The organism is Methylomonas sp. PHL2-19 (assembly GCF_059331595.1).
Map to the genome: position 1 here is coordinate 125,188 of NZ_CP196839.1, position 23,281 is coordinate 148,468.

Consider the following 23,281-nt stretch of genomic DNA (forward strand, 5'->3'; position numbering starts at 1 on the left):
GCATTGAGCAAGGCCGCGATTAAAGCACGCCCTGCTCTATCTCTTGCAAATAGATAAATTCCGGGGCTTTTACGCCGGCCTGTTTTCTGATTTCCACCAACTCGGGGGAGTCGAAAAATCGCCGGGCGTTGTCCAGCGAGGTCCAGGCAGAAAAATGCACGATATTATTGGCATCGTCGTCGTAGCGCAGCAGTTGGTAGCTGATTTCTCCGGCGCGTTTTCTGATCTCGGCGGCCTGATCGAAAATCCGCTTCCAGGCCGGATAGTCGGCGACCTCATGGATGATTAATACGTGTGGCATGCAGACTCCGTTTTTTAGTATGGCTCGCCGCCTTTGTGGGCAAAACGCCAGCCCCCGTCGACTGACATCGCTTGTAAATCGTCGTCCGGATAAATGACTGCGTCTCCGGCCGTCCTGTCGCCAACTTCCAGGTACTGCACGTCTGCGTTCGAGCGATTCAGCAACTGGTGCGCATTACCGGTGCCGGCTTTAAATCCCGCGCACATACCCGGCGCCAGCTCGGTTTCGCCTGCATCCGTCACCAATGTCGGATGGCCTTGCAATATGTAAATAAACTCGTCTTGCCGCGAATGGCTATGCCGCAACGCCGATCTGGCGCCGGGTGCTAGCGTGCTTAGATTGACGCCGAAGTTTGCCAGATCAAATAAATCGCCAAGGCGGCGCTTCTCCCGTCCCGTCATGCGCGAGGCAAACGGTTCCGGATACAGCGAGGTGGTGCGTGGCTCGCCATCTGCCGCCGACACGGCTATTGGAGTGTGTTTATCGTTCATGGTGGCCTGCAAATGGAAGAAAACCGGCTCGAACGGTTTATTAAAAATCCGGCGGAGACTAGCCCAAAGCTGCCGAACCGATCTGCTTGCCCTTAGCGCTCCGAGCAAGCGCCTGAACAAGCACAGGGCTACCCCAGAGCGCTGATATGATCGGGCTGGCCTCTTCGACCGCGGTGCTGGAAAAAAAGCGGACCTCTGCGGTTCGCGCACTCGGAACAGGCCTAAGATGGCCTTGCAAACGCCGCACCAGCTCTTTTGCCACGGCGGTGGCCGGGTCGATTATCGTCAGATCCGGCCCCACAATGTCCCGAATCAGCTCTGCCAGAAACGGGTAATGCGTGCAGCCTAATACGATGGTATCGGCACCAGCCAACAGCAACGGCGACAGGTAACCAACCAAAAGCTCGCGCGTCGTATCGCTGTGCAATTGGACTTTTTCAACTTGTTCGACCAAACCGGGACAAGGCTGCAACAATATTTCAATGTCCTGACCATAGGCCGCGCACAGCCTGGCGACGCTTGGGCTAGCCAGCGTGCGGCTGGTGGCCAGTACGCCGACCACTCCGGATTGGGTGGTTTGCGCCGCCGGCTTGATGGCCGGCTCCATCGCTACTACCGGCACCGGACACCACGCGCGCAGTTTTTCGATCGCGACCACGGTGGCGGTGTTGCAGGCTACCACGATGGCCTTCACGCCGGCATCGAGCAGCCGCTCGGTGATCGTTGTCGCCCTATCGGCAATAAACTCCGCATCCCGGTCGCCGTAGGGCGCGTAGCCGGAATCGGCCACATACAACAAGTCTTCCATGGGCAGTTCCGCACGGATGGCTCGCAGCACGGACAGGCCGCCGACGCCGGAATCGAATACGCCAATGGGGGCCTCGGTGCGCAACGCTGTCATGGATGGATGCTGTCTATTATCCAATCGATCAGGCCTGGCGCTGTTGCAAATACGCTTCGTTGAGGCGAATGGCTTGCAGGGCTGCCGGACGGGCGTAGATGCGCGCCACATAATCCTCGAACAGCGGACGTTTCTCGATGCTGCCGAACATCATCCCCCAACCCAGCTGCGAGCCGACATACACGTCCGCGGCGGTAAATTGCTCGCCGCAAATGTAAGGTCCGGGCCGCAGGGCTGTTTCGACGGCGGCTAAGGTCGCTTCGTAACTACCGAAACCGACAAAGCCGCTTTTGCCCTCTGGCACTTGCCAACCCAGCGTTTTGGCGGTAACGGCCTGCTCCAGCGGACCAGCCGCGAAAAACAACCAACGGAAATAGTCGGCCCGCGCGGGATGGTTTGCGGCCGGCAGCAGATTTTTCTGCGGAAAACGATCCGCCAAATACGCGCAAATGGCGGCAGTTTCCGTGACGAACGCTGTGCCGTGTTTCAGCGCCGGCACCTTGCCCATTGGATTGACAGCCAGATAGTCGGCATTTTTCATCGCGGCGCCGAACGCCAGCCAGACCGTTTCGTAAGGCTCGCCGATTTCTTCCAGCATCCAGTGAGCGATGCGCCCACGCGACTGCGGATTGGTATAAAACACCAGATCGTTCATTGTGCGTTCTCCTTGGCGGGATGTTTTACTAAAGGCAATATGGCGGCGGATTTTACACCGATAAACCGGACCGGACTCAGACGATGTTTTGGGACCGGCTGTAGACACTGTTCCATCAGGAACAATGTCGAGCGACTATCCCAACGGTTCCAGTGCAGTCAGCGCTTCGGTCATTATCCGTTTGAATTCGGCATAGTCAGCAGGATTTAAACTGTCCTGCTTGAGTGACAGACAAAATCTCGTCGCGGCCTGCTCCACACGATTTGCCCCCAAGTTAGCGGCGACGCCTTTCAAACCGTGCAGCACGTCTCGCGCCTTTTGCAAATCGCGCTTCTCCAGCAAATCATCCAGCGCTATCAAGGTGCTTGCGGTGCTATTTTTAAAACTACCCAGCAACTCGCTCAAAAAGCTTTCGTCGCCATCCAGCAAATCCAGCGTGTTGCTGAAATCAAAACCGGGCAAATCTCGTAAGCAAAACGCTGAAACGTCACGCGCATTTGTAACAGGCCCGTTTACCGAAGCGCCAACCGGACTTCGACCTATCTGCTGGCACAACACCTTAACCAACTGCATCGGTTGAATCGGCTTGACCACAAACTCGTTCATACCGCTGGCCAGGCATTTGTCCCGCTCCTCTTGGGTCACGCCAGCACTCAGCGCGATAATCGGTAGCGATTGATACTCGGGATTTTGGCGGATCTGCTCGGTGGCGGCCAGGCCGCTCATCACCGGCATATGAATATCCATCAGCACTGCATCATAAGCGTGCTCTGCCAGCATGGCCAAGGCGTCACGGCCGTTACCGGCAAGATCGACACTAACCCCGCATAAGGCCAAAAATTCCTGCAAAATTTTCTGATTGATAGCATGGTCTTCGGCCACCAAGATACGCATGCCCCGCAATGCGCTACCTTGATCGGCAAGCGTCTTAGACAAGCCACCGACCTGAGTGTCGGCATGCGGCTGCGCCGCCGGCAAGTCGGCTTGCTGCGCAGCAACGCCCAGCATCAAGTCAAAACTAAAATTCGACCCCTGCCCCGGAATACTTTCGACATGAAAATCGCTGCCCATTAGTTGCAGCAGCTTTTGGCTGATGCTCAATCCCAGCCCTGTACCGCCGAAGCGGCGAGTAATCGACGCATCCAACTGACTGAAGGAATGGAACAACTTAGGCAGATCCGCTTCGGGAATACCGATACCGGTATCCATCACGCTGAAACGCAGCTTAGCCTGAGCATCCTGCCATTCCAGCAAAGCCACTTGCAATGTGACACTGCCTTGCTCAGTAAACTTCAGCGCATTTCCCACCAGATTGGAGAGAATCTGTTGCAAACGCAGTGCATCACCGACCAAACCTAAGGGCACATCCGGCGCAACGTCTATCTTGATGTCCAGGCATTTTTCCGCCGCGTACAAGGCAAACAGATTATGCAGGTTATCCAATACGGTATTCAGGTTGAATTCGACCTGTTCGAGTCCCAGTTTACCGGCCTCCATTTTGGAGAAGTCGAGAATGTCGTTGAGTATGCCGAGTAAACTGACGGAACTGCTGTAAATCTTTTGCAGATAATCCCTTACCTCAGCGGATACCGGCTTATTCAATGCTAACTGCGACAACCCGATCACCGCGTTCATCGGCGTGCGGATTTCGTGGGACATGTTCGCCAGAAACTCCGATTTGAAGGCCGCCATGCTCTCGGCGGTTTCTTTGGCTTCGATCAAGGCCTGTTCCACCCGCTTCTGTTCGCTTAGATCGCGCACCACGCTTTGTAATACCAAGTGGCCGTCCAGACTAACCCGCGCCAGCGTCACCAAAGCCGGAAAAATACGACCGTCAGCACGCTTATGCAGCCACTCGAATTCCAAGTGGCCGTTTTTGATCGCCGTAGCCATATACTCGTTCGCCAATTCTACCGAATCCCTGCCGTTTGCCTGATTTGGCGGCGAAACTTTACCGGGGTGCAAGCGGCAGAACTCGGACACCGCGTCGTAACCAAATAAATCCAAGGTAGCCTGATTACAATCCAGAAATCCGCTGCTATCGGCCATCATGACCGCATCGCTAGCGCTGTTGAACAGCTTTCGATACTTCAACTCACTTTGTCGCAGCACTTCTTTATTGGCTTTGGCTTGGGTGACGTCCTCGGCAATAAACCAAATATAATCCTGATCCTCGGTACCGGCGACTTTGGTGCCGCTTAGTTGCAACGATACCGGCCGCCCTCTTTTATGGATAAACGTCGCTTCGTCCGAACCATACTGCCCGGTTCTAGCTAACCAACTTAATTGTTCGGCCAAACTCTGCTCTTTATCGGCGGATAAACTCATGTAATCGAGCCGTTGAAGTTCTTCTTCCGTGTAACCGGTCATGCGTTGAAAAGCATGATTGAATTCAACGAATTTGCCGTGCACATCCAGCAAAGCGATGCCTAAGGGGGACAGCTCGTATAAGTCGCGGAGCTTTTGGCCTTTTTCCGCCAAACGAATATACGCATCCTTTAAACTTGAGTTTGCCGCATCAAGCTGAGCGGTGCGCTGATCGACCAGTGCCGCCACCATAGCCGCCCTGCCGGTGGCGGATAACAAGTACACGCTTAGTAGCATGGTAAACAGCAATCCGCCCAATAACACCAGCCACGGTAACCAGGAGGCATGCGTCGCAATGAATACGGCTTCCGGCTGGACAATCACTTCCAACAAGCGATTGCCAAAACGGATGGAATGCCTGGACTCATTAACACCGGTCGTCAATGCTTTCAGCGCTCCGTATAACGGTATAGCGTGGTTTTCCGCATCGTAATACAGTAGCGCCACGTTCATATCGTCAAGATTTAAGTCTTGCATGGCCGCCTTCACCAGGGAATCGATACGCACCACTGTAGACAAAAACCCGCTAAACGCCGGCTCCGAACTGTTGGCATTAGCCAGATATACAGGCATCATCAGCAATAAGGCTTGATTGGCTTGCCCGTCCTGCACCAGTTGAATAGGCCGGGTGACGCTGACCGCTTGGCTGGCCCTGGCTTCCGTCAGCGCTGCTCGGCGATTGGCCTCCGAATTCAAGTCAAAACCCAGCGCCAGCTTATTGGTTGATAAAGGCTCGATAAAGGTAACGGGGAAATACTCGGTACGCTCCTGAGCTTTGATGAACTGGCGATCCGCACCTAGTTCCTTGATCGTAAAATCTTTATATCCTTCGTCGCGGATCGATTGTTCGTAAGACGCCCGCTGTTCGCTGGGGATCTGCGATACCCAGCTCAGCGCTTGAATGTGCGGATTCTGTGCCAGCACGCCATTCGCAAAAACGCCGAATTTATCCCGGTCTACCGGTCCGGCCGCTTGGAAGAAACTATTGAGCGAAAAAGACGCTTTCAACACGGCGGAAAAATTGTCTGCCAAGGCTTTATTAACCGCGCCGGCATTGCTGTCAAATTGCAGTTGCAGCCGACTGTCTTCCGCTCGCAAAACCAATAGAAAAGTAATGATCAGCCCGGCCAACATGGCTACCAGCGGCATAGCCACACCTACCAGCCGGGGACGCCAAAGCGCTCTTGGCTCTGCAAACCAGCAAAAAACCAAAGGCGATATGATGATGGCCCCGAGACAATCGCCTATCCACCAATTCCACCAAGCCACCAAAACATTGGCATCGGTTAAAACACCGAATCCAAGCAAGGTGCTGACCCCGACGGTGGCGGCGATCAAGCAAGTCAAAGGCCCGACTAGTAACACATACCGAAAAATGTTTTTGCCTTTATCCAGACGCGGTACGCCGGCCCCTAGAAAGCGTTGCGACAGCCAAGCACCGGTCAATGCTTGCAATGTGCTGCCGATCGCGATGCCCATCGCGACGAAGACCGTCGGCGGCGTTAATTCGCCGCTTAAATCATATCCTTGCGATAGATTGGTCAGGAACGAGCCGCACCCTATCGCCGGCCAGATTTTCTTACCCCAGAGCAACACCGCTGCCAGCGCAATGCCGGCCGGCGGCCAAATCGGACTGGCATAGCCTGGCGGTAAGGCCAGGCGCAACCCAGCCCAACCCGCCACGGCAATCATTGCTGTCAGAAAAATAAATCGGTAAAAGCTCAAACGCATTCCTTCTCTGCCCAACAAGCCAAGAAAAGTGAGAGAAGGTGATTATAGGTCAAATGTTTTGCTAGGGATGCGGATAGGCCAAAACCTGGGCCATCCGGCATTGCGAGGACTCATCATCCAGTTTAGCAACTGGGCTCCCGGCGGCGCGGGAGCGACGATATTTAGGAGGTTGGGATAGTGCGTCAGCCCGGCAGGGTTGCCATATCGATCACAAAGCGGTATTTCACGTCGCTTTTCAACATACGTTGATAGGCGTCATTGATGCCGGCCATCGGAATCAGCTCAATATCGGACACGATGCCGTGCTCGGCGCAGAAATCCAGCATTTCCTGAGTCTCGCGAATACCGCCGATCAACGAACCCGCCAACGCGCGGCGGCGAAATATCAGGTTGCCGACGTTCGGCGAGGGATGCGGCTCGGACGGCACGCCGACCAGGCACATCGTGCCGTCGCGCTTCAACAGGCTTAAATATTGATCCAAATCGTGCTGCGCGGCGACGGTATTTAAAATGAAATCAAAGCTGTTTAAATGTTTTTCCATTTCGTCGGTGTTTTTTGAGATCACCACCTCGCTCGCGCCCAAGCGTTTGGCATCCGCTTCTTTACCTGGCGAAGTCGTAAACAGCACGACTTCCGCGCCAAAGGCGTGGGCAAACTTCACGCCCATATGCCCCAGACCGCCCAAACCGACGATGCCAACCTTATGGCCCTTGCCGATTTGCCAATGCCGCAACGGCGAATAGGTCGTAATACCGGCGCACAGCAGGGGCGCTACCGCCGCCAACTCCAGCTTATCGGACACTTGCAACACAAACCCCTGATCGACCACGATCTGATTCGAGTAGCCGCCGTAAGTCATTTTGCCGGTGTATTTATCCGGGCTGTTGTAAGTGAACACCGTTTGGTCGCAAAACTGTTCCTGATGATCAAGGCAATCGGGACAGACGCCGCAGGAATCCACCATGCAACCTACCCCGGCCAAATCGCCCACCTTAAATTGAGTCACTTGGGAACCGACTTCCACTACCCGACCGACAATTTCGTGGCCCGGCACTATCGGAAACGTCGTGCCGCGCCATTCGTTGCGCACCTGATGCAAATCGCTATGGCAAACCCCACAATACAGAATTTCGATACGCACATCCTCGGAACCGGGTTGCCGGCGTTCGAAATGAAACGAGCGTAGCGGCGTTTGCGGGTTATAGGCGGCATAGCCAACCGTTTTAAGCATATCGATCTCCTGCGATTAAGGTTTTATAAAGGATCACAACCGCTGTTTTGAATGCGTGTGTAATAATTGAAAGAAAAGGAAACTTTAATTTTGTTTAATGGACTTTAGCTTAATTATTCGATTGGGAGTAACAAGTGATCCATAACGTAGCAGAAACGGTTTTTGGACATGCCGGATGGCGTGATCTAAGAAATAACATTAATCTCTGGATACAATTCTTAAAAAATTTTCGCCGACGACTGATTTCTAGGGGAAAACTTAAAAAAGCGAGTGGAAATCAACTTCTAATTAACTTCGGTTGCGGAAACCTTGCAAAAGAAAACTGGATCAATATAGACATGACGGACAGCCAGGGTGTCTACTTTCATGACTTGCGTAATCTTATTCCGCTGAATAATCAATGTGCTAAGCACATTCATTGCGAACACTTTCTAGAGCATTTGGAATACTCCTATGCGAAAAAATTACTTAGAGAGTGCTATCGACTACTCGAAAATGGCGCCACGCTCAGACTAATCGTGCCCGACGCTGAAAAATACTTGAAAGCTTACTGCTTTGACGACAAAGAATTTTTCGAACAACTTAAAAATTTGGGAGGCAGCCCAAAGCCATACAACACAAAAATGGAAATCATTAACCAAATGTTCCGAATGGACGACGACCACAAGTTTGCCTGGGATTTCGAAACGTTGAAGCTCGCTTTATCGGAAGCTGGTTTCACACAGATCAATCGCTCCGAGATAGGCGATATTGAAGCTCAATACAACATTGATGGTACCGACTGGTGGCGTCCCGTAGAGAGTTTATATATTAATGCCACTAAATCTAATACCTAAAAACGAGTTATCGAAAGAAAAATAACGAGCTCATCAAAAAGCCTTTGTTTCATCGTTCTCGTAAAACCTAGCCCCCCGCATTCGGGCGCGGGGGGCTACGAGTTTTTCGAGGTAGTCCAGTTATTAACTTGTCAGTTTTAAATACTTCTTGTACAGACTGTCCTTGTCCTCGACCACATCCGGATCTTTATCGATACAATCCACCGGACAAACTTCCATGCACTGCGGCTTGTCATGATGACCGACGCACTCAGTGCATAGGGACGGGTTGATCACGTATATATCATCACCTTGCGAAATGGCGCCGTTCGGGCACTCCGGTTCGCAGACATCGCAGTTGATACAGTCGTCGCTAATAATGAGCGCCATAATTACTCCTCGGAAAATTTTTCGGTTAAGCGTTGTTTGACCACATCAGGCACGAAGCTGGACACATCGCCGTTCAATTGGGCGATCTCGCGGATCATGCTGGACGAGATAAATTCGTATTGTTCGGCCGGGGTCAGAAACACCGTTTCAATATCGGGCGACAAACGGCGGTTCATGCCGGCCAATTGAAATTCGTATTCAAAATCCGACACTGCACGCAAGCCGCGGATGATGACGCTGGCTTGATGTTGCTTGGCACATTCGACCAACAAGGTGTCGAAACCAATCACGCGGACGTTGCTGAATTCCGTGACCACTTCCTGAATCAACGCCACGCGCTCTTCCAAGGAAAACAGTGGCTGTTTGCCGCGGCTGACCGCGACGGCAACAATCACATGTTGGTAAAGCCGGGAGGCGCGGTGGATCAGATCCAGATGACCGTTGGTGATGGGATCGAAGGTGCCGGGATAAATCGCGGTAATGTTCATCGGCTTTGGAAACAGGCAAAAGCGGCTTATTTTAAACCATTCGCCGCGGCAAAAGTATCCGATTGCTTTTGCAGCAGGTGGTAGCTGACTTCGCCGGCCGTCTTGGCTTTCAACAATCGCCAGCCGGCCGGCAGATCATCCAACGGCCGCTTGCGCTCACATTCCAGGTAGATTTTGGCGTAATCGGCCAGCCAGCCTTGGGCGTCCAATAGTCGGCAGGTCTGCCCGATCAAACCTTGCCCGAACGGCGGATCTAGGAACACCAAGTCGAACGGTTGAGCCGGCGCGTTTAGAAATTGCCCAACGTCTTGCTGCACCACCTGAATCTGTGTCGCCGCCAATTTGGCGATGTTCTCGCGCAGCTTTTGGCAACTGCCAGGGTTGTTTTCCACTTGCACCACGTGCTTGGCACCCCGCGAGGCAGCTTCCACCCCAAGCGCGCCGCTACCGGCGTAAAGGTCCAGGCAGCGGCTATTCAGGATGTCGGCTTGCAGCCAGTTGAACAAGGTTTCCCGCACCCGCGACGGCGTCGGCCGCAAACCCGGCGCGTCGTCGAATACGATTTGCCGGCTGCGCCATTCGCCGCCGATGATGCGGATTTGGTTAGACATTTTATTTACCGGCACCGACCGTCACGGTTTGCAACAACTCCGGTTTTACCCGGCGCTTGAACGCATCCTTGATTTGCTCGATGCTGACAGCTTCGACATTGCTCTGAAAGGTATCCAGATAGTCCAGCGGCTGCTGATAAAACCCAATCATCGCTACGTAATCGGTCAGCTTGCTGTTGGTATCGAAGCGCATCGCAAAACCACCTGTGATGTTTTGCTTGGCGGCGGTCAGTTCCTTATCGCTGGGGCCTGTATCCAGAAACTCGTTGAAGGTCTTCAGCAACACATCCAAAGCCTGTTCGGTTTGATCGTTTCGGGTTTGCAAACTCATCATGAACGGCCCCTGCCGGTATAAGGGCGCAAACACGCTATAAGCACCATACGCCAAACCGCGCTTCTCCCGCACTTCTTCGAATAACCTTGACACCATACTGCCGCCCCCCAAAATATGGTTACCTACATACAAGGCGAAATAGTCCGGGTCCTTACGATAGGTGCCGGGCAAGCCAACCAGTACGTGGGTTTGCGTGGACGGAAACTCGATGTGCTGTTTGCTGGCTTTGCTAGGCATCGTCACCACCGGAATTTCGGCAGGCTTACTGCCAACCGGTAACTTGCTCAGTAACTGGTTAGCGGTCTGCTCGGCTTGCTCGCGACTGACGTCACCGACGATGACCACCATCGCGTTAGCAGCCACATAGTATTTTTGATAAAAGCTTTTCAAATCGTCAGCGCTAAAACCGGCCACGGTTTCCACCACGCCGGTCTCGGGATGGGCGTAGGGATGATCGCCATACAAGGCTTTGTTAAACGCGATGCCGGCCAATTCGCCCGGTGATTCTTCCCGGTGTTTCAAACCAGCCAAGGTGCGGGCTTTTTCCCGCTCGAAATCGGCTTGATTAAAGGCCGGCTTGCTCAATACGGTTTCGAAGGTCGCCAAAGCTTTGTCGAACAAGGCTTTTTCGGTCAAGGTCCGTATCGCCAGCCAAGCCATATCTTCATTGACACCAGCTGAATAGTTGGCGCCTACCGATTCGAAGCGCTGGGCGATGTCATCGGCGCTCAAGTCGCCGGCCCCACTATCCAGCAAGGCGGAAGTCAACGCGGCGACGCCGAACTTCGCCTCGTCGCGGGCGCTGCCGGCATCGAATACCACCCGCACATCCACCATCGGCAAACCGGCGGTGCGCACGTAGTAAACCCGGCTGCCCTGCGGGGTTTGCCAGTTTTCGATTTTGGCGGCGGACCAGACGGTCTGGCTCAACAGCAATAGTACCAAACCAATTAAATTAAAACGCATGATGGCCTCCTATGGCTTTTGCAGGTTTGGCGGCTTGAGTTATCGGCTGCGGATCGAGATAAGCGACGGTGAGCGTGTCTTCGATCAAGTATTTACGCGCCACTTCCCTGACCTGCTCGGCGGTGACTTGATTGATCTTATCGACATACTCGTCAGCTTTTTGCCAACCGATACCCACGGTTTCCAGCGTGCCCAATTGCATGGCTTGATAGAAGTTGGAGTCTTTCTGATAGACCGCGCTGGCCAATACTTGAGCCTTGATGCGTTGCAATTCGTCCTTGTCGATCAACTGGTTCTTGAGTTGATATACCTCGTCCAGCAAAGCGTATTCCAGATCAAATACGGTTTTGCCTTCGGCGGGGGTCGCTTCCAACAGGAACACCTCAGGCAAGCGCGAAGTGAAGTCGTAACCCGCACCGGCCGATACCGCGATTTGTTTGCCCCTGACCAACCGCGAAGACAAGCGGGCACTATCGCCGCCGTCCAGCACACCCGCCAGCACTTCCAGCGCGTACGCCTCCCATTCCGGCTTGGCGGTTTTCAGTACCGGGACTTTATAGCCCATCATCAGGTAGGGCAGTTTGGCGGGGGCTTTGACGGTAATCCGTCGCACGCCGCGTTGTTCGCTTTCGTCTTGCGGTTTCACTGGCTTCAACACGCTGGGTTGCAGCGGCGCAAAATATTGCTCGGCTAACTTTTCGACTTGCAACGCATCGACATCACCCACCACCACCAGCGTGGCGTTATTGGGTGCGTACCATTGTTGATACCAGGCTTGCAGGTCTTCGACTTTGTAATTGGCGATGTCGGACGGCCAGCCGATCACCGGATTTTGGTATGGGCTGTTGGTGAAAGCAGTAGCCATGAATTGCTCATGTACTTTCGAACGAGGCTGATCGTCGGTGCGCATGCGCCGTTCTTCGGTGACTACTTCCAGTTCTTTTTTCAGTTCCTCGGCTTTCAAGTCCAGATTGCGCATCCGGTCGCTTTCCAGTTTAAAGCTGATTTCCAGACGGGACTTTTCCAGGGTTTGGAAATAGGCGGTGTAATCCTGACCGGTAAAGGCATTTTCGTTGCCGCCGTTTTCGGCGATGATCCGGGAAAACTCGCCGGCCGGATATTTTGCGGTGCCTTTAAACATCATGTGTTCCAACATGTGCGAGATACCGGTGATGCCGCCGGGCTCGTAACTGGAGCCGACCTTGTACCAGACTTGCGATACTACCACCGGCGAACGATGATCCTCCTTTACCAATAGTTTCAAGCCGTTGCTAAAAACATGTTCGTGTACCTTGCCGGCCTCGGCATGCGCCGCGACAGCAGGGCAAAGCAGCGCTAACGCCGCGAGCCTATAGTTCATAAATCCCTCGTTGACTAAAAGATGGTGAGCGCTTGTGATTATTTTAATAATCAATGGTTCACTGTTATTCTATATGTTTAAAGACCCGCAAATCTATTTGGTACTTGATGACCGACACCACTTCAGCGCTATCCTGGAAAGACTACTTAGAACTCTGTAAGCCCAGAGTCGTGGCATTGATCGTGTTTACCGCCATCGTCGGCATGCTGCTGGCCGTGCCAGGCATGCCGCCGCTGGATAACTTTTTCTACGGCAGCATAGGCATCGCTCTGGCAGCATCCTCGGCGGCGGCGATCAATCACTTCATCGACCAAAAAGCCGATGCGCAAATGGGCCGCACCAAGAATAGACCACTACCCACCGGTCATTTGAACTCTCATCAGGTATTGGTATTCGCCAGCTTTATCGGCCTTGTAGCGATGGCGATATTGACCATCAAAATCAACGTATTGACCGCCTTTCTGACCTTTTTGTCACTGATCGGCTACGCGCTGATTTATACGGTATACCTTAAAAAATTAACGCCGCAGAATATCGTCATCGGCGGCGCGGCCGGCGCAGCGCCGCCGGTATTGGGCTGGGCGGCGATTACCGGCGAAGTGCATCCGCATGCGTTGTTGCTGTTTTTAATTATCTTCGTTTGGACCCCACCGCATTTCTGGGCTTTGGCTATCGCCAAACGAGACGAATACGCCAAAGTTGCCATCCCGATGCTGCCGGTGACGCATGGCGTCGAATTCACCCGCCTACAGATTTTGCTTTACACCATTTTGTTGCTGATTAGTACGCTGCTGCCCTATCTAACCGGCATGAGCGGCGTGATTTATTTGCTGGCCGCCGTAGTATTGGGCTTGGGTTTTATCTATTACGCCGTGCAAATGATGCGTAAAAAAGACAATAAAACCGCAATGCGCACCTTCGGCTACTCCATTATTTATCTGATGCTGATTTTCGCAGCATTGCTGATCGATCATTATTTTCCATTGTCATTCTCATGAGCTTGTTGACCCAGGAACATCCGTTCGCGGAATTTATCAAGATACTCGGCAAGGGCAAGAAAGGCGCCCGGCCGCTGACCCAAGACGAAGCCTACCGGGCCATGCAAATGATATTGGCCGACGGCCAGGTCGAGCCGATTCAACTCGGCGCATTTTTGATGCTGATGCGGGTGAAGGAAGAAACCTGCGAAGAGCTAGCCGGCTTCGTGCAAGCCGCGCGGGAAAGCTTCGCCTTCGAATCCAAAGTAGCTGTCGATCTGGATTGGTCGTCCTACGCAGGCAAACGCCGCCATTTACCCTGGTTTTTATTATCCACGCTGCTGCTGGCAGAAAACGGTATAAAAGTATTCATGCACGGCGCCGGCGGCCATACCGAAGGGCGTTTATATACCGAAAACGTGCTGCAAGCCCTAGGCATTAAGGCCGCAACCTCGATAACCGAAGCCGGCCAGCAGTTGGAGCAAGACAATTTCAGCTATCTATCGTTGGAATATATTTGCCCGAAACTGTACGACATGATCAATCTGCGGCCGATTATGGGTTTGCGTTCGCCGGTGCATACATTGGTCAGATTGTTGAATCCGTTCGACGCCACCGCCAGCATTCAAGGCATCTTTCATCCCAGCTACCGGCAAGTGCATCAAAAAGCCGCGTTGCTGCTGGATCAGAAAAACATGGCGGTGTTAAAAGGCGAAGGCGGCGAAACCGAACGGAATCCAGACGTCGAGTGTCTGGTGCAAAGCGTCAATAACGGCGAACTTAACGACGAAACCTGGCCGGCCTTATTCGAACGCCGGCACATGAAAGCCGAAGACATGGACCCGCAGTTATTGGCGCAGTTCTGGCGCGGCGAGGTTAACGACGAATTTGGCGAGGCAACCGTGATAGCGACTGCCGCCGTTGCGTTGAAGCTGCTGGACAAAGCCGATGACCAAGCACAAGCTCAGCAATTGGCAACGGAATTTTGGCAGGCGCGTAACCGGCAACGTTTTTGAGTGGCCGACGGTTTAACCCGCAGTTCTAGCCGGCTTCCAGAGGCGGGTAGCTAAAGTTTGGAATACCCTTGATATAGTCACGCTGCAAATGCAGATACTGCAAGCCCATCAGCGTGGAAATATCGTCGTGATCGACCCAAACCACCTTAACCTCGCCTTCCAGATTCAAGTGCTTGTAATCGAATTTGGCCACCGTACCGTCCGCCACTTCAATTCTGCCCAGCATGCGTATCATCAAACCGTCCACCGAGACATTTTCGGTATTGAACGCATAATCATTGCCGTTGAAGACAATATGCCCGGGCGCGGTCATGTTTTTGCGGTAGGCGCGGCGGCTGTAGAGTAAATTATCGGTATCGTAAGACAAGTTGCGAAACTCGATGGCAATTTCAAATCCGCCCTCGGTAGCTTCAGCGCGCACCATTTCCGCCTCTCCAGCCAAGCGCATGCTCGGCAGATAAAAATCGACTATCGGCGAAACTTGCAAAGCATTAAAAATGTCTTTGATGCCATTGACCTGCGGCTCGACCTTCAGCACTGCCAGCAAGCCGGAAAGCGACAGATTGACGACCCAAATTTCGTGCTCTTCAAAGCCCAAATACAGCAATCCTTGGCTAGCCAGGTTTTTGCGATAGGCGCGTTTTTCGGTTGTTGGCATAATAATCCTTCTGTTTGGCAGGGCTTTTTAAAGGTAAATCCTTTTAGCAATCTAATTTATTGGGATATGAAAAGCAGATTAATTTGTCTGGCTAGTCTAGCCGTTTTATCGGCGTGTACAACCATGCCACCAAAAAACCCGGAAAATATCTGTCAAATCTTCCGGGAAAAAGACGATTGGTATCAAGCAACCTTAAGCTCCGCGCGGCGCTGGGGCGTGCCCATTGCGGTGCAGATGGCGATCATCCATCAAGAATCCAGCTTCGTCGCCGACGCCCAACCGCCCCGGCCATTGATTCTCGGCTTTATCCCTTGGTTTCGTTCCAGCAGCGCTTACGGTTACCCGCAAGCCAAGGACGAAACCTGGGCGGACTATCAGCAAAAAGCCGGCAACGGCTGGGCCGATAGAGAAGATTTTGCCGACAGCTGCGACTTTGTGGCTTGGTATTGCGCCACCAGCAACCGCAAGCTGGGCATCCCCACCTCAGACGCCAACAATCTGTATTTAACCTATCACGAAGGCTTAGGCGGCTATCAGCGCAACAGCTTTTTATCCAAGCAATGGCTGATGAATACCGCGCAAAAAGTCCATCAGCGCGCCTTGCGTTACGACGCGCAACTGGCAAGTTGCCGGCAGGAGCTGGAACAAAAAAACTGATAAACTAGCCGCCCCAATCATCTATCGGGAGTTTTCATGAAATCCACGAAACAACGTGTCATCGCCATTTTAATCGCATTTATTACAGGATTTGCTATGTTCTCACTGGCCAACGCCAACGCCCCCACCCCAGCCGAAAATAAAGCCGCCGGGGAAAAATTTCTGGCCGACAACGCCAAAACCGCCGGCGTGGTAACCACCGCCAGTGGCCTGCAATATGTGGTCTTCACCGAAGGCACCGGCGCCCAACCCAAAGCCACCGACAACGTCACCGTCCATTACAAAGGCACCACCATCGACGGCAAGGAATTCGACAGCTCCTACGGCCGCGGCGAACCCGCCACGTTCCCATTGAACCGCGTTATCGCGGGCTGGACCGAAGGCGTGCAATTGATGAAAGAAGGCGCTAAATACCGTTTCTTTATTCCTTCTAACCTGGCTTATGGTGAGCGTGGTGCTGGAAGGGATATTGGGCCTAATGCGGCATTAATTTTTGATGTTGAGTTGATTAAGGTCAACTGAGTTTGTTTTGTCTTTTTAGCTGATGCTGTGTTAGCTAATTTGAAACTTTATTTGAGGTGTCGCTAACGCGACGGCTTGATTTAATGTCGGGTCTCGGCCCGACAGCCGAGACACTTTCTTTTGCTCCGCCAAAAGAAAGTATCCAAAGAAAAGGCGGCCCGGATGCCGCTTATTCCCTGCGCTTCTCGCTTTTGCCGGGGGTTGCCGAAAGGGGCTTCCTGCCCCTTCGTCAACGCGCCGCATCCCTGCGGCGCCCCTACGGGCTATTCACTCGGTACCTCCCTGTACCTCGCCCTTCGGGTGCTGCGCATGCAAATCGGCTATCCTGCCGATTTGTCCCGCCAAAAGCTCCGGTGCTCGGCGCGGCATACGGGATAACCCCATCCCATAATCCTAGATCAAACCAAGGTACGTCGAGCCTCATCTTTAAGCGTGCTGGAACATTGTTTTTGGCTTGAACAAAATCTGAATCCTTTTTCCAGCTAGACTTCCCCCTAAACTGACATAACATGTATATCACCCGATTCGGGGAGATATACAGAAACTTTCTAATCACTTGTTGGCATTTTTAAAGGAGTATCGATGCATCGTTTCTTTATAACCGCAGCCTTTTTGGCGATGGCTGGCCTAGCCCATTCAGCCGAATCCCCTACGCCACTTGCTCCCGGCTTTACGCTGGAAAAGCATTCTGTCGGTGAGTTATCTGCTTCATGGTGGATGTGGGCAATGTCTAGTCCTGATGAAATAAACCCTGTTAGAGATATTTCGGGCAATAACTGCCATGTTGGCCAACAAGGCAATATATGGTTTCTGGCTGGTGGCTTCGGCTCGTCGAAAATCAAAAGAAATTGCGTAGTTCCTGCGGGAAAGAGCATTTTTTTCCCTGTGGTTAATATGGTTTATTACCCGCGAGAGGAAAATAATGGTTTTACATGCGAGCAGGCCAAAGCAAATGCCGCAGTCAATAACGACAAAGCCATAGACTTATTTGTTGAGCTAGATGGCGTTAGTGTGAAGAACCCTAAGCGCTATAGAGCAAGAACAGAAAAGTGCTTCAATATTTTTGAACGGGTCCCAAAAAAATATCAGCCGATAAATGCGTATCCATCTGCTTCTGATGGGTATTGGATTGGGCTCAGTCCGTTAAACAAAGGGAAGCACACGCTCAAGTTTGGTGGACGGTACAACAGTGAAAGCAGCGCTTTTGGTCGTATGGTGCAAGATATTGAATATGAAATCACCGTTGAATGAAATGCTAACCCGGCGCTCAACCCCGTTCGCTTCGCTCTCTGGACGCTGCGCGATAAAGCCGCGCAGCACGGTAGGTCCGATTAGCGCAGCGTAATCGGACGCATGTTGAATCAAATCCATCAAGGCACGCCTTACCAAAGAATGGTTGGGATATTCTTCCTTCCTCCGAATACGCTCCGCTATTCGGAGCTTGTATTATCAAGTCGTGCTTTTCAAAGGATAATACCCCGTGAAAACACACCTGAGGGGCACCTCAGGTTTGGGTCGCTGGATGCCGTATCGGAGCTTGGATTTCGAAATCCCCGGCGTAGATCTTTGCAGCAGCGACCCACCCTCGATCAACGATCGGACAGTCTCTTCGGCCCGGTTTCCGGCAGCCTGCATTCACAAGGTAGATCATTTGAGGTTTTCAATGTCCCATTTTTATCTCGGTATCGATGTTTCAAAAGCCAAGCTGGATTGCGCATTACGCTTGCCCAACGGTAAGTTTCGCGCCAAAGTGGTTCCCAATTCGCTTGAAGGCTTTACCGCTTTGTTGACGTGGCTAAACGCCCAAAAAGCTGAATCCGTGCAGGTCTGCATGGAAGCGACCGGCATTTATTGGGAAGACGTTGCTCAGCATCTGGCAACCAACGACTTAACCGTCAGCGTCGTCAATCCGGCACAAATCAAAGCTTATGGCGCTTCACGGCTCACTCGCAGTAAGACCGACACGGTCGATGCTAAACTCATTGCCGATTTCTGCGCCGAACGCAAACCATCCGCGTGGCAACCCCGTAGCGAGGCGGAAGTCACGTTACGCGCACTAGTGTTACGCCTGGACGCCCTGCAAACCATGCGCACCCAGGAAAGCAACCGCTGGCTGGTGGCGCGCGAAGCGGTGCGCGAGGACATTCAGCAGCATCTGAATTGGCTGGATACCGCTATCCAACAATTGATCGACGCCATCAATGATCACATTGATCGCCATCCCGATCTCAAGCAACAGCGCGAATTACTCGACAGCATCCCCGGCATTGGCGAGCGCACCAGCGCTATTATCCTAGCGTTCTACGCCGATACCTCGCGCTTCGCCAATAGCCGACAAACCGCAGCCTTTGCCGGACTCGATCCTAGGCAATACGAATCGGGTAGTAGTATCAAGGGCAAACCCAGACTCTCCAAAATAGGCCACTCGTTCTTGCGAAAAGCCATGTATATGCCTGCCATGGTGACACTTTATAAAACGGCCTGGGGAAAACAATTCAGAAACCGATTAGCCTGCGCGGGTAAGCCCAATAAACTCATTATCGGTGCCATGATGCGAAAATTGATTCATGTGGCATTCGGTGTCTTGAAATCCGCGAAACCCTTCGACTCGGCTATTCATTTGGCTTGACTTGGATAACAGTATCTACTCCACCCAATCCAAAAGTATTGTGAAAGTTTTCGAGCCTGGCAGTGGGTGTCGCCCGTATGCCGCGCCGAGCACCGGAGCTTTTGGCGGGAATAGCCCGAAGGGGCGCCGCAGGGATGCGGCGCGTTGACGAAGGGGCAGGAAGCCCCTTTCGGCAACCCCCGTCGAAAGCTTCGGAGCGCAGGGGATAAGCGGCATCCGGGTGGCCTTTTCTTTGGATACTTTCTTTTGGCCAAGCAAAAGAAAGTATCTCGGCTGTCGGGCCGAGACCCGACATTAAATCAAGCCGTCGCGCCAGCGACACAACCCCAACAAGCCTAACCAAAAAAAACACCCCTACGCCAACACCCTAGCAAACAGCCTATGAGAATATTCCTGCTCCCGCTGCAAAATAGTTTCGTTTTTTATATCCTTGAGCTTTTTCACCAACACCTCCCCCGTTTCCGGAAAGAAATACACCTTGCGGGGATAGATACCGAGCATGTCGTCAGCAAGGACCGGAATGTTCCGGCCGGCCAGATAACCGCGTAAAAACTGCGCACTACGAGCGCCGACATTGTTGCGTTGCATACCGTTAAGAATATTGCCGCCGCCAAACACCTTGGCTTCCAGCTCGCCCTCTTCGGCACCCATACCAACCAGATGGTTGATGAAATTGTCCATACCTTTACTAGCCATGTTCTCCATGCGCTGGTTGAGCGGCTGGTCTTCGTTGACGTTCACCACCATGAACTGATACATGCCGCCTATGCCCCGCCGCCTATCGCGAATACAGGCAATCACGCAGGACCCCAGCACGGTAACAATAACTTCGCCGGAATTGGTAACACAATACTCGCCTGGAGTGATTTTGCAGGCGCGGATGCGTTGGTACGGATCGTAGTAGGTTTCGGAATATTTTTGCGGACGCATAGCCAGGACCATCTTGAAGGTTGTAGAACGATAATACTTTTTAAGCAAAAAATCGGCCACTATATAGTTTTCTTTCCGCCTCAAATCTTTAGGATTTCAGCGTGCGACCTTACCGAAGCGATTGTAAAACGCTTCGACAACTATTGATTGGTTTAGTTATCTGCCTTGGTTGCACAAATCACAGGCGCCAAGGCTGTCGATACTCAGAGCTATCAACGGGCCGGAGTGGTGCGTAGCGCTCTCGATTGGCGCAGGGCTGTTTTGCCATAAAAATATCCGCCGCAGTAGCAACACATTTTAGTATCCTAGCCAGCCATTCCGTACCCAGCCGTCAACCATGAGCCAATACCCACTTTTTGCCACCACGCCTAAAGCGATGGAAGGCATCCTTGCCAACGAAATCAAAGCCCTGGGCGGCCAAAACGTCCGCGAAAAAATGGCCGGCGTGGCTTTTGAGGGTGATTTGGCACTGGCTTACCGGGTTTGCCTTTGGTCGCGCACCGCCAACCGGGTGTTTTTGCCGCTGAGCAGTTTCGAGGTCAAGTCCCAGCAGGATTTGTACGATGGCGTCAAAAAGATCAACTGGTTCGAACACATCAAACCGGACGACAGTCTGGCGGTATCGTTTAGCAGCAAAAACAATCCCGCCATTAACAACACGCATTTCGGCGCCTTGAAGGTCAAGGACGCCATCGTCGATCAGATGCGCGCCAAGTTCAACAAGCGACCCAATATCGACACCGACCGACCCAGCATTCGCGTAAACGTGTATTTGCAAAACGAAACCGCACAACTGAGCCTGGATTTGTCCGGCGAGAGCTTGCACAAGCGCGGCTACCGCGACGTCAACATCGCCGCGCCCATCAAGGAAAACCTGGCGGCGGCGATTTTACTGCGCGCCGGCTGGCCGAAAATCGCCGAACAAGGCGGATCCTTGCTCGATCCGATGTGCGGCTCAGGAACGATGCTGCTAGAAGGCGCGATGATCGCTGCAGACTATGCACCGGGTTTGCAGCGTGATTACTTCGGCTTCCTGGGTTGGAAAAAACACGATGCGCAGTTGTGGCAAAGCCTGCTCGACGAAGCCAAGCAACGCCGCGATATTGGCTTGAGCAAAATGCCGGTCATCGTCGGTTTCGATCAGGATCGGCGCACCGTGGTAGCCGCCTTGCAGCATGTTGAAAACGCCGGCTTGGCGGGCAAGATTCATATCGAACGGCGCGACATCGCCGATGCGACAGCGGCGGAAAGTTGGCCCAAGGGCTTGATCGCCTGTAATCCGCCCTACGGCGAACGATTGGGCGACGAAGCGGAAACCTCCGAACTGTACCGCCGCTTTGGAGAGGTACTGAAACAGCGCTTCGTCGGCTGGCAGGTGGCAATGATCATCAGCAATCCGGAACTGGGTTTTAGGCTGGGCGTGCGTTCGCAAAAGCCCATCACCCTGTTCAACGGCGCGCTGGAGTGCAAATTGCTGCGTTTTAATATCGAAGAACAGACCTTCTTCGAACCCAAAGCCAAATCCCAGCAAGAACGCATCAAGCAAATCAGCCGGCGTACGGAGACTGAGCAACCCGACAATCAGGCGGAGATGTTCGCCAACCGCTTGCGTAAGAATCTGAAAAAAATCGGCAAATGGGCCAAGCAAAATCAGGTCAATTGCTATCGACTGTACGACGCGGATTTACCGGAATACGCGGTGGCGGTGGATGTCTACCAAGGCGAACAGACCTGGGTCAACGTCCAGGAATACGAATCACCGAAAACCATCGATCCGGCCAAGGCTAATCAGCGTTTAGCCGGGGCGATGATGGAAATCCCCAAAGTATTGGAGATACCCAAGGGGCGGGTGTTTTTAAAAATCCGCCGCAAGCAGAAAAGCACCGATCAATACGAAAAGCAAGGCGAATCCGGCCGCTTTCATATCGTCGAGGAAGGTGGCTGCAAGTTTTGGGTGAATTTCGAAGACTATCTGGATACCGGCCTGTTTCTGGACCATCGGCCGATTCGGTTGATGATACAAAAGCAAGCCAAGGGCAAGCGCTTCCTGAATCTGTTTGCTTACACCGGAAGCGCAAGCGTGCATGCGGCAGTCGGCGGCGCGGCGTCCAGCGTCACGGTCGATATGTCCAACACCTATCTGGACTGGGCCAAACGCAATTTTGACTTAAACGGCATCCAAGGTGATCACAAACTGCTGCGTGCCAATTGCGTGGAATGGCTGGCGGAACAAGCCAGCGCCAAAGACAAAGTGCAGTTCGATCTAATCTTTCTCGACCCGCCGACCTTTTCCAACTCCAAGAAAATGGACGAAGCCTTTGATATTCAGAACGATCACCTGCACTTGCTGCGCAATGCCGTAGCTTTGCTGGCACCGGAAGGCGTGCTGTATTTTTCCACCAACTTCCGCCGCTTCAAACTCGATAGACAAGCCTTGGCGGACTTGCAGATAGAAGACATCAGCGCGAAAACGATTCCGGAAGATTTTGCCCGCGATCAAAAAATTCATTATTGCTGGAGGATTAGCCGATGAGCGAGTGCTTACACATCATCGTCAAGGGCCGGGTCCAAGGCGTGTATTTTCGCGCCTATACCCAGAAACAGGCGGTGAAGCTAAATGTGAAAGGTTTTGTCAGAAATCTGGCCGACGGCTCGGTGGAAATCGTCGCCACCGGCCATCCTGAAGACTTGCAAAAACTGTTGGCGTGGTGTCACAAAGGGCCGATGTTGGCGAAAGTTTCCGAGGTAATCGTCAGTTCACATGCCGCAAGCGAGCATTTTGAGTTGTTTGAGATTAGGTAGGCACTGCCTGATTAATACGCATTCGTTCGTTAATAGGGAAACAGAACACTAATATTCCCTGAAAGCGCAAACACACAGACGGCGCTGGCAATGGCGGCCAATATGTAACCGCAGACGCGGACTTTTAGCCATAATCCGACTGAAAACAAAACCAGCACCAACAAGGCCAGAGATAAGGCTAGCCAAGAATTGATCTGCACAAAATATATCAACCACCGAGCAGCGATATAAATCGCAATAGCTGCTCCCGCTAGGAGTAGTAAAAGTTCGTACATATTCCAATGGACGCGAATTTAAAATTCGTCTGATTGTTGAAATTAGAGAACTTTAACCAAGAACAACGTTTGAAGCCAATTCTCTCGCCCCATTCCCGCCGTCTCTGCAACGCTTATAACTTCTACCCACCTTCCCCCCCAAATCGGATTACAATAGACAACATTTATTCTCA

At 52.6% G+C, this 23,281-nt stretch carries 23 protein-coding genes; 9 read left to right on the forward strand and 14 right to left on the reverse strand.

Annotation, left to right across the window (positions count from 1 at the left end; all coding sequences use genetic code 11):
- Positions 1 to 19: 19 nt before the first annotated feature.
- The 6 genes from ACR02O_RS00640 to ACR02O_RS00665 all read right to left on the reverse strand — a co-directional run bounded on the left by ACR02O_RS00640 (position 20) and on the right by ACR02O_RS00665 (position 7,678).
- Positions 20 to 301, reverse strand: coding sequence for an antibiotic biosynthesis monooxygenase (locus ACR02O_RS00640; protein ID WP_171696731.1), 282 nt, complete (start codon positions 299 to 301; stop codon positions 20 to 22).
- A gap of 14 nt (positions 302 to 315) precedes the next feature.
- Positions 316 to 792: a cupin domain-containing protein gene (locus ACR02O_RS00645; RefSeq protein ID WP_494522561.1), complete on the reverse strand. Its 477-nt coding sequence runs from the start codon at positions 790 to 792 to the stop codon at positions 316 to 318.
- Positions 793 to 850: 58 nt separating this feature from the next.
- Positions 851 to 1,693 (reverse strand): glutamate racemase, encoded by an 843-nt coding sequence (murI, locus tag ACR02O_RS00650; protein ID WP_494522562.1) that lies wholly within the window; start codon positions 1,691 to 1,693, stop codon positions 851 to 853.
- A gap of 28 nt (positions 1,694 to 1,721) precedes the next feature.
- A complete protein-coding gene (locus ACR02O_RS00655; RefSeq protein WP_494522563.1) occupies positions 1,722 to 2,348 on the reverse strand; it encodes a glutathione S-transferase family protein in 627 nt (208 codons plus the stop codon).
- Positions 2,349 to 2,483: 135 nt separating this feature from the next.
- On the reverse strand, positions 2,484 to 6,440 hold the full coding sequence (locus tag ACR02O_RS00660) for a CHASE domain-containing protein (protein WP_494522564.1): 3,957 nt from the start codon (positions 6,438 to 6,440) through the stop codon (positions 2,484 to 2,486).
- 188 nt (positions 6,441 to 6,628) lie between these two features.
- A complete protein-coding gene (locus ACR02O_RS00665; RefSeq protein WP_458138441.1) occupies positions 6,629 to 7,678 on the reverse strand; it encodes an NAD(P)-dependent alcohol dehydrogenase in 1,050 nt (349 codons plus the stop codon).
- A 134-nt stretch (positions 7,679 to 7,812) separates the two neighbouring features.
- On the opposite strand from ACR02O_RS00665, the gene ACR02O_RS00670 reads away from it, so the two are divergent.
- Positions 7,813 to 8,514, forward strand: a complete 702-nt coding sequence (locus ACR02O_RS00670; RefSeq protein WP_458138442.1) for a class I SAM-dependent methyltransferase — start codon at positions 7,813 to 7,815, stop codon at positions 8,512 to 8,514.
- A 123-nt stretch (positions 8,515 to 8,637) separates the two neighbouring features.
- On the opposite strand, the gene ACR02O_RS00675 is transcribed toward ACR02O_RS00670, so the two are convergent.
- The 5 genes from ACR02O_RS00675 to ACR02O_RS00695 are packed head-to-tail and all read right to left on the reverse strand — an operon-like array spanning position 8,638 to position 12,642.
- Complete coding sequence (locus ACR02O_RS00675) at positions 8,638 to 8,883, reverse strand: YfhL family 4Fe-4S dicluster ferredoxin (protein ID WP_171696737.1); 246 nt, start codon at positions 8,881 to 8,883, stop codon at positions 8,638 to 8,640.
- A 2-nt stretch (positions 8,884 to 8,885) separates the two neighbouring features.
- Positions 8,886 to 9,371, reverse strand: a complete 486-nt coding sequence (gene coaD / locus ACR02O_RS00680) for a pantetheine-phosphate adenylyltransferase (protein ID WP_171696738.1) — start codon at positions 9,369 to 9,371, stop codon at positions 8,886 to 8,888.
- A 26-nt stretch (positions 9,372 to 9,397) separates the two neighbouring features.
- The gene (gene rsmD, locus ACR02O_RS00685; RefSeq protein WP_458138443.1) at positions 9,398 to 9,982 is read right to left on the reverse strand and encodes a 16S rRNA (guanine(966)-N(2))-methyltransferase RsmD; all 585 of its coding nucleotides are present in this window, start codon (positions 9,980 to 9,982) and stop codon (positions 9,398 to 9,400) included.
- 1 nt (position 9,983) lies between these two features.
- Entirely contained in the window at positions 9,984 to 11,282 is a 1,299-nt protein-coding gene (locus ACR02O_RS00690; RefSeq protein ID WP_415879726.1) for a M16 family metallopeptidase, read from the reverse strand.
- Positions 11,272 to 12,642 carry a M16 family metallopeptidase gene (locus ACR02O_RS00695; protein ID WP_458138445.1) on the reverse strand — a complete coding sequence of 457 codons (1,371 nt, stop codon included), beginning with the start codon at positions 12,640 to 12,642 and terminating at the stop codon, positions 11,272 to 11,274. The genes ACR02O_RS00690 and ACR02O_RS00695 overlap by 11 nt, the downstream gene beginning before the upstream one ends.
- A 107-nt stretch (positions 12,643 to 12,749) precedes the next feature.
- On the opposite strand from ACR02O_RS00695, the gene cyoE reads away from it, so the two are divergent.
- Together cyoE and ACR02O_RS00705 are read left to right on the forward strand one after the other, a co-directional pair.
- A complete protein-coding gene (gene cyoE / locus ACR02O_RS00700) occupies positions 12,750 to 13,640 on the forward strand; it encodes a heme o synthase (RefSeq protein ID WP_033158560.1) in 891 nt (296 codons plus the stop codon).
- Positions 13,637 to 14,635 (forward strand): glycosyl transferase family protein, encoded by a 999-nt coding sequence (locus ACR02O_RS00705; RefSeq protein WP_494522565.1) that lies wholly within the window; start codon positions 13,637 to 13,639, stop codon positions 14,633 to 14,635. Before cyoE ends, ACR02O_RS00705 begins: the two co-directional genes overlap by 4 nt.
- Before the next feature lie 25 nt (positions 14,636 to 14,660).
- Here ACR02O_RS00705 and ACR02O_RS00710 read toward each other — a convergent pair whose 3' ends face one another.
- On the reverse strand, positions 14,661 to 15,293 hold the full coding sequence (locus ACR02O_RS00710) for a PilZ domain-containing protein (protein WP_033158558.1): 633 nt from the start codon (positions 15,291 to 15,293) through the stop codon (positions 14,661 to 14,663).
- A gap of 66 nt (positions 15,294 to 15,359) precedes the next feature.
- On the opposite strand from ACR02O_RS00710, the gene ACR02O_RS00715 reads away from it, so the two are divergent.
- From ACR02O_RS00715 to ACR02O_RS00730, 4 genes are all read left to right on the forward strand, one after another.
- Positions 15,360 to 15,950: a transglycosylase SLT domain-containing protein gene (locus ACR02O_RS00715; protein WP_171696745.1), complete on the forward strand. Its 591-nt coding sequence runs from the start codon at positions 15,360 to 15,362 to the stop codon at positions 15,948 to 15,950.
- A 36-nt stretch (positions 15,951 to 15,986) separates the two neighbouring features.
- A complete protein-coding gene (locus ACR02O_RS00720) occupies positions 15,987 to 16,472 on the forward strand; it encodes an FKBP-type peptidyl-prolyl cis-trans isomerase (protein WP_033158556.1) in 486 nt (161 codons plus the stop codon).
- Between the two features lie 582 nt (positions 16,473 to 17,054).
- Positions 17,055 to 17,723, forward strand: a complete 669-nt coding sequence (locus ACR02O_RS00725) for a hypothetical protein (RefSeq protein WP_051670343.1) — start codon at positions 17,055 to 17,057, stop codon at positions 17,721 to 17,723.
- A 412-nt stretch (positions 17,724 to 18,135) separates the two neighbouring features.
- Positions 18,136 to 19,101 carry an IS110 family RNA-guided transposase gene (locus ACR02O_RS00730; RefSeq protein WP_458138447.1) on the forward strand — a complete coding sequence of 322 codons (966 nt, stop codon included), beginning with the start codon at positions 18,136 to 18,138 and terminating at the stop codon, positions 19,099 to 19,101.
- A 354-nt stretch (positions 19,102 to 19,455) separates the two neighbouring features.
- On the opposite strand, the gene ACR02O_RS00735 is transcribed toward ACR02O_RS00730, so the two are convergent.
- Positions 19,456 to 20,031 carry a chemoreceptor glutamine deamidase CheD gene (locus ACR02O_RS00735; RefSeq protein ID WP_494522566.1) on the reverse strand — a complete coding sequence of 192 codons (576 nt, stop codon included), beginning with the start codon at positions 20,029 to 20,031 and terminating at the stop codon, positions 19,456 to 19,458.
- Positions 20,032 to 20,368: 337 nt separating this feature from the next.
- On the opposite strand from ACR02O_RS00735, the gene rlmKL reads away from it, so the two are divergent.
- Positions 20,369 to 22,564, forward strand: a complete 2,196-nt coding sequence (gene rlmKL / locus ACR02O_RS00740; RefSeq protein ID WP_494522567.1) for a bifunctional 23S rRNA (guanine(2069)-N(7))-methyltransferase RlmK/23S rRNA (guanine(2445)-N(2))-methyltransferase RlmL — start codon at positions 20,369 to 20,371, stop codon at positions 22,562 to 22,564.
- Positions 22,561 to 22,833 carry an acylphosphatase gene (gene yccX, locus ACR02O_RS00745; RefSeq protein WP_494522568.1) on the forward strand — a complete coding sequence of 91 codons (273 nt, stop codon included), beginning with the start codon at positions 22,561 to 22,563 and terminating at the stop codon, positions 22,831 to 22,833. The genes rlmKL and yccX overlap by 4 nt, the downstream gene beginning before the upstream one ends.
- 29 nt (positions 22,834 to 22,862) lie before the next feature.
- On the opposite strand, the gene ACR02O_RS00750 is transcribed toward yccX, so the two are convergent.
- Positions 22,863 to 23,108 carry a hypothetical protein gene (locus ACR02O_RS00750; RefSeq protein WP_129871327.1) on the reverse strand — a complete coding sequence of 82 codons (246 nt, stop codon included), beginning with the start codon at positions 23,106 to 23,108 and terminating at the stop codon, positions 22,863 to 22,865.
- Positions 23,109 to 23,281: the final 173 nt, after the last annotated feature.

Excerpts from the sequence above, each read along its gene's own strand:
- ACR02O_RS00640 (WP_171696731.1), bottom strand. The coding sequence starts at position 301 with ATGCCACACGTATTAATCATCCATGAGGTCGCCGACTATCCGGCCTGG.
- ACR02O_RS00645 (WP_494522561.1), bottom strand. The coding sequence starts at position 792 with ATGAACGATAAACACACTCCAATAGCCGTGTCGGCGGCAGATGGCGAG.
- murI (WP_494522562.1), bottom strand. The coding sequence starts at position 1,693 with ATGACAGCGTTGCGCACCGAGGCCCCCATTGGCGTATTCGATTCCGGC.
- ACR02O_RS00655 (WP_494522563.1), bottom strand. The coding sequence starts at position 2,348 with ATGAACGATCTGGTGTTTTATACCAATCCGCAGTCGCGTGGGCGCATC.
- ACR02O_RS00665 (WP_458138441.1), bottom strand. The coding sequence starts at position 7,678 with ATGCTTAAAACGGTTGGCTATGCCGCCTATAACCCGCAAACGCCGCTA.
- ACR02O_RS00675 (WP_171696737.1), bottom strand. The coding sequence starts at position 8,883 with ATGGCGCTCATTATTAGCGACGACTGTATCAACTGCGATGTCTGCGAA.
- coaD (WP_171696738.1), bottom strand. The coding sequence starts at position 9,371 with ATGAACATTACCGCGATTTATCCCGGCACCTTCGATCCCATCACCAAC.
- rsmD (WP_458138443.1), bottom strand. The coding sequence starts at position 9,982 with ATGTCTAACCAAATCCGCATCATCGGCGGCGAATGGCGCAGCCGGCAA.
- ACR02O_RS00690 (WP_415879726.1), bottom strand. The coding sequence starts at position 11,282 with ATGCGTTTTAATTTAATTGGTTTGGTACTATTGCTGTTGAGCCAGACC.
- ACR02O_RS00695 (WP_458138445.1), bottom strand. The coding sequence starts at position 12,642 with ATGAACTATAGGCTCGCGGCGTTAGCGCTGCTTTGCCCTGCTGTCGCG.
- cyoE (WP_033158560.1), top strand. The coding sequence starts at position 12,750 with ATGACCGACACCACTTCAGCGCTATCCTGGAAAGACTACTTAGAACTC.
- ACR02O_RS00705 (WP_494522565.1), top strand. The coding sequence starts at position 13,637 with ATGAGCTTGTTGACCCAGGAACATCCGTTCGCGGAATTTATCAAGATA.
- ACR02O_RS00710 (WP_033158558.1), bottom strand. The coding sequence starts at position 15,293 with ATGCCAACAACCGAAAAACGCGCCTATCGCAAAAACCTGGCTAGCCAA.
- ACR02O_RS00715 (WP_171696745.1), top strand. The coding sequence starts at position 15,360 with ATGAAAAGCAGATTAATTTGTCTGGCTAGTCTAGCCGTTTTATCGGCG.
- ACR02O_RS00720 (WP_033158556.1), top strand. The coding sequence starts at position 15,987 with ATGAAATCCACGAAACAACGTGTCATCGCCATTTTAATCGCATTTATT.
- ACR02O_RS00725 (WP_051670343.1), top strand. The coding sequence starts at position 17,055 with ATGCATCGTTTCTTTATAACCGCAGCCTTTTTGGCGATGGCTGGCCTA.
- ACR02O_RS00730 (WP_458138447.1), top strand. The coding sequence starts at position 18,136 with ATGTCCCATTTTTATCTCGGTATCGATGTTTCAAAAGCCAAGCTGGAT.
- ACR02O_RS00735 (WP_494522566.1), bottom strand. The coding sequence starts at position 20,031 with ATGCGTCCGCAAAAATATTCCGAAACCTACTACGATCCGTACCAACGC.
- rlmKL (WP_494522567.1), top strand. The coding sequence starts at position 20,369 with ATGAGCCAATACCCACTTTTTGCCACCACGCCTAAAGCGATGGAAGGC.
- yccX (WP_494522568.1), top strand. The coding sequence starts at position 22,561 with ATGAGCGAGTGCTTACACATCATCGTCAAGGGCCGGGTCCAAGGCGTG.
- ACR02O_RS00750 (WP_129871327.1), bottom strand. The coding sequence starts at position 23,108 with ATGTACGAACTTTTACTACTCCTAGCGGGAGCAGCTATTGCGATTTAT.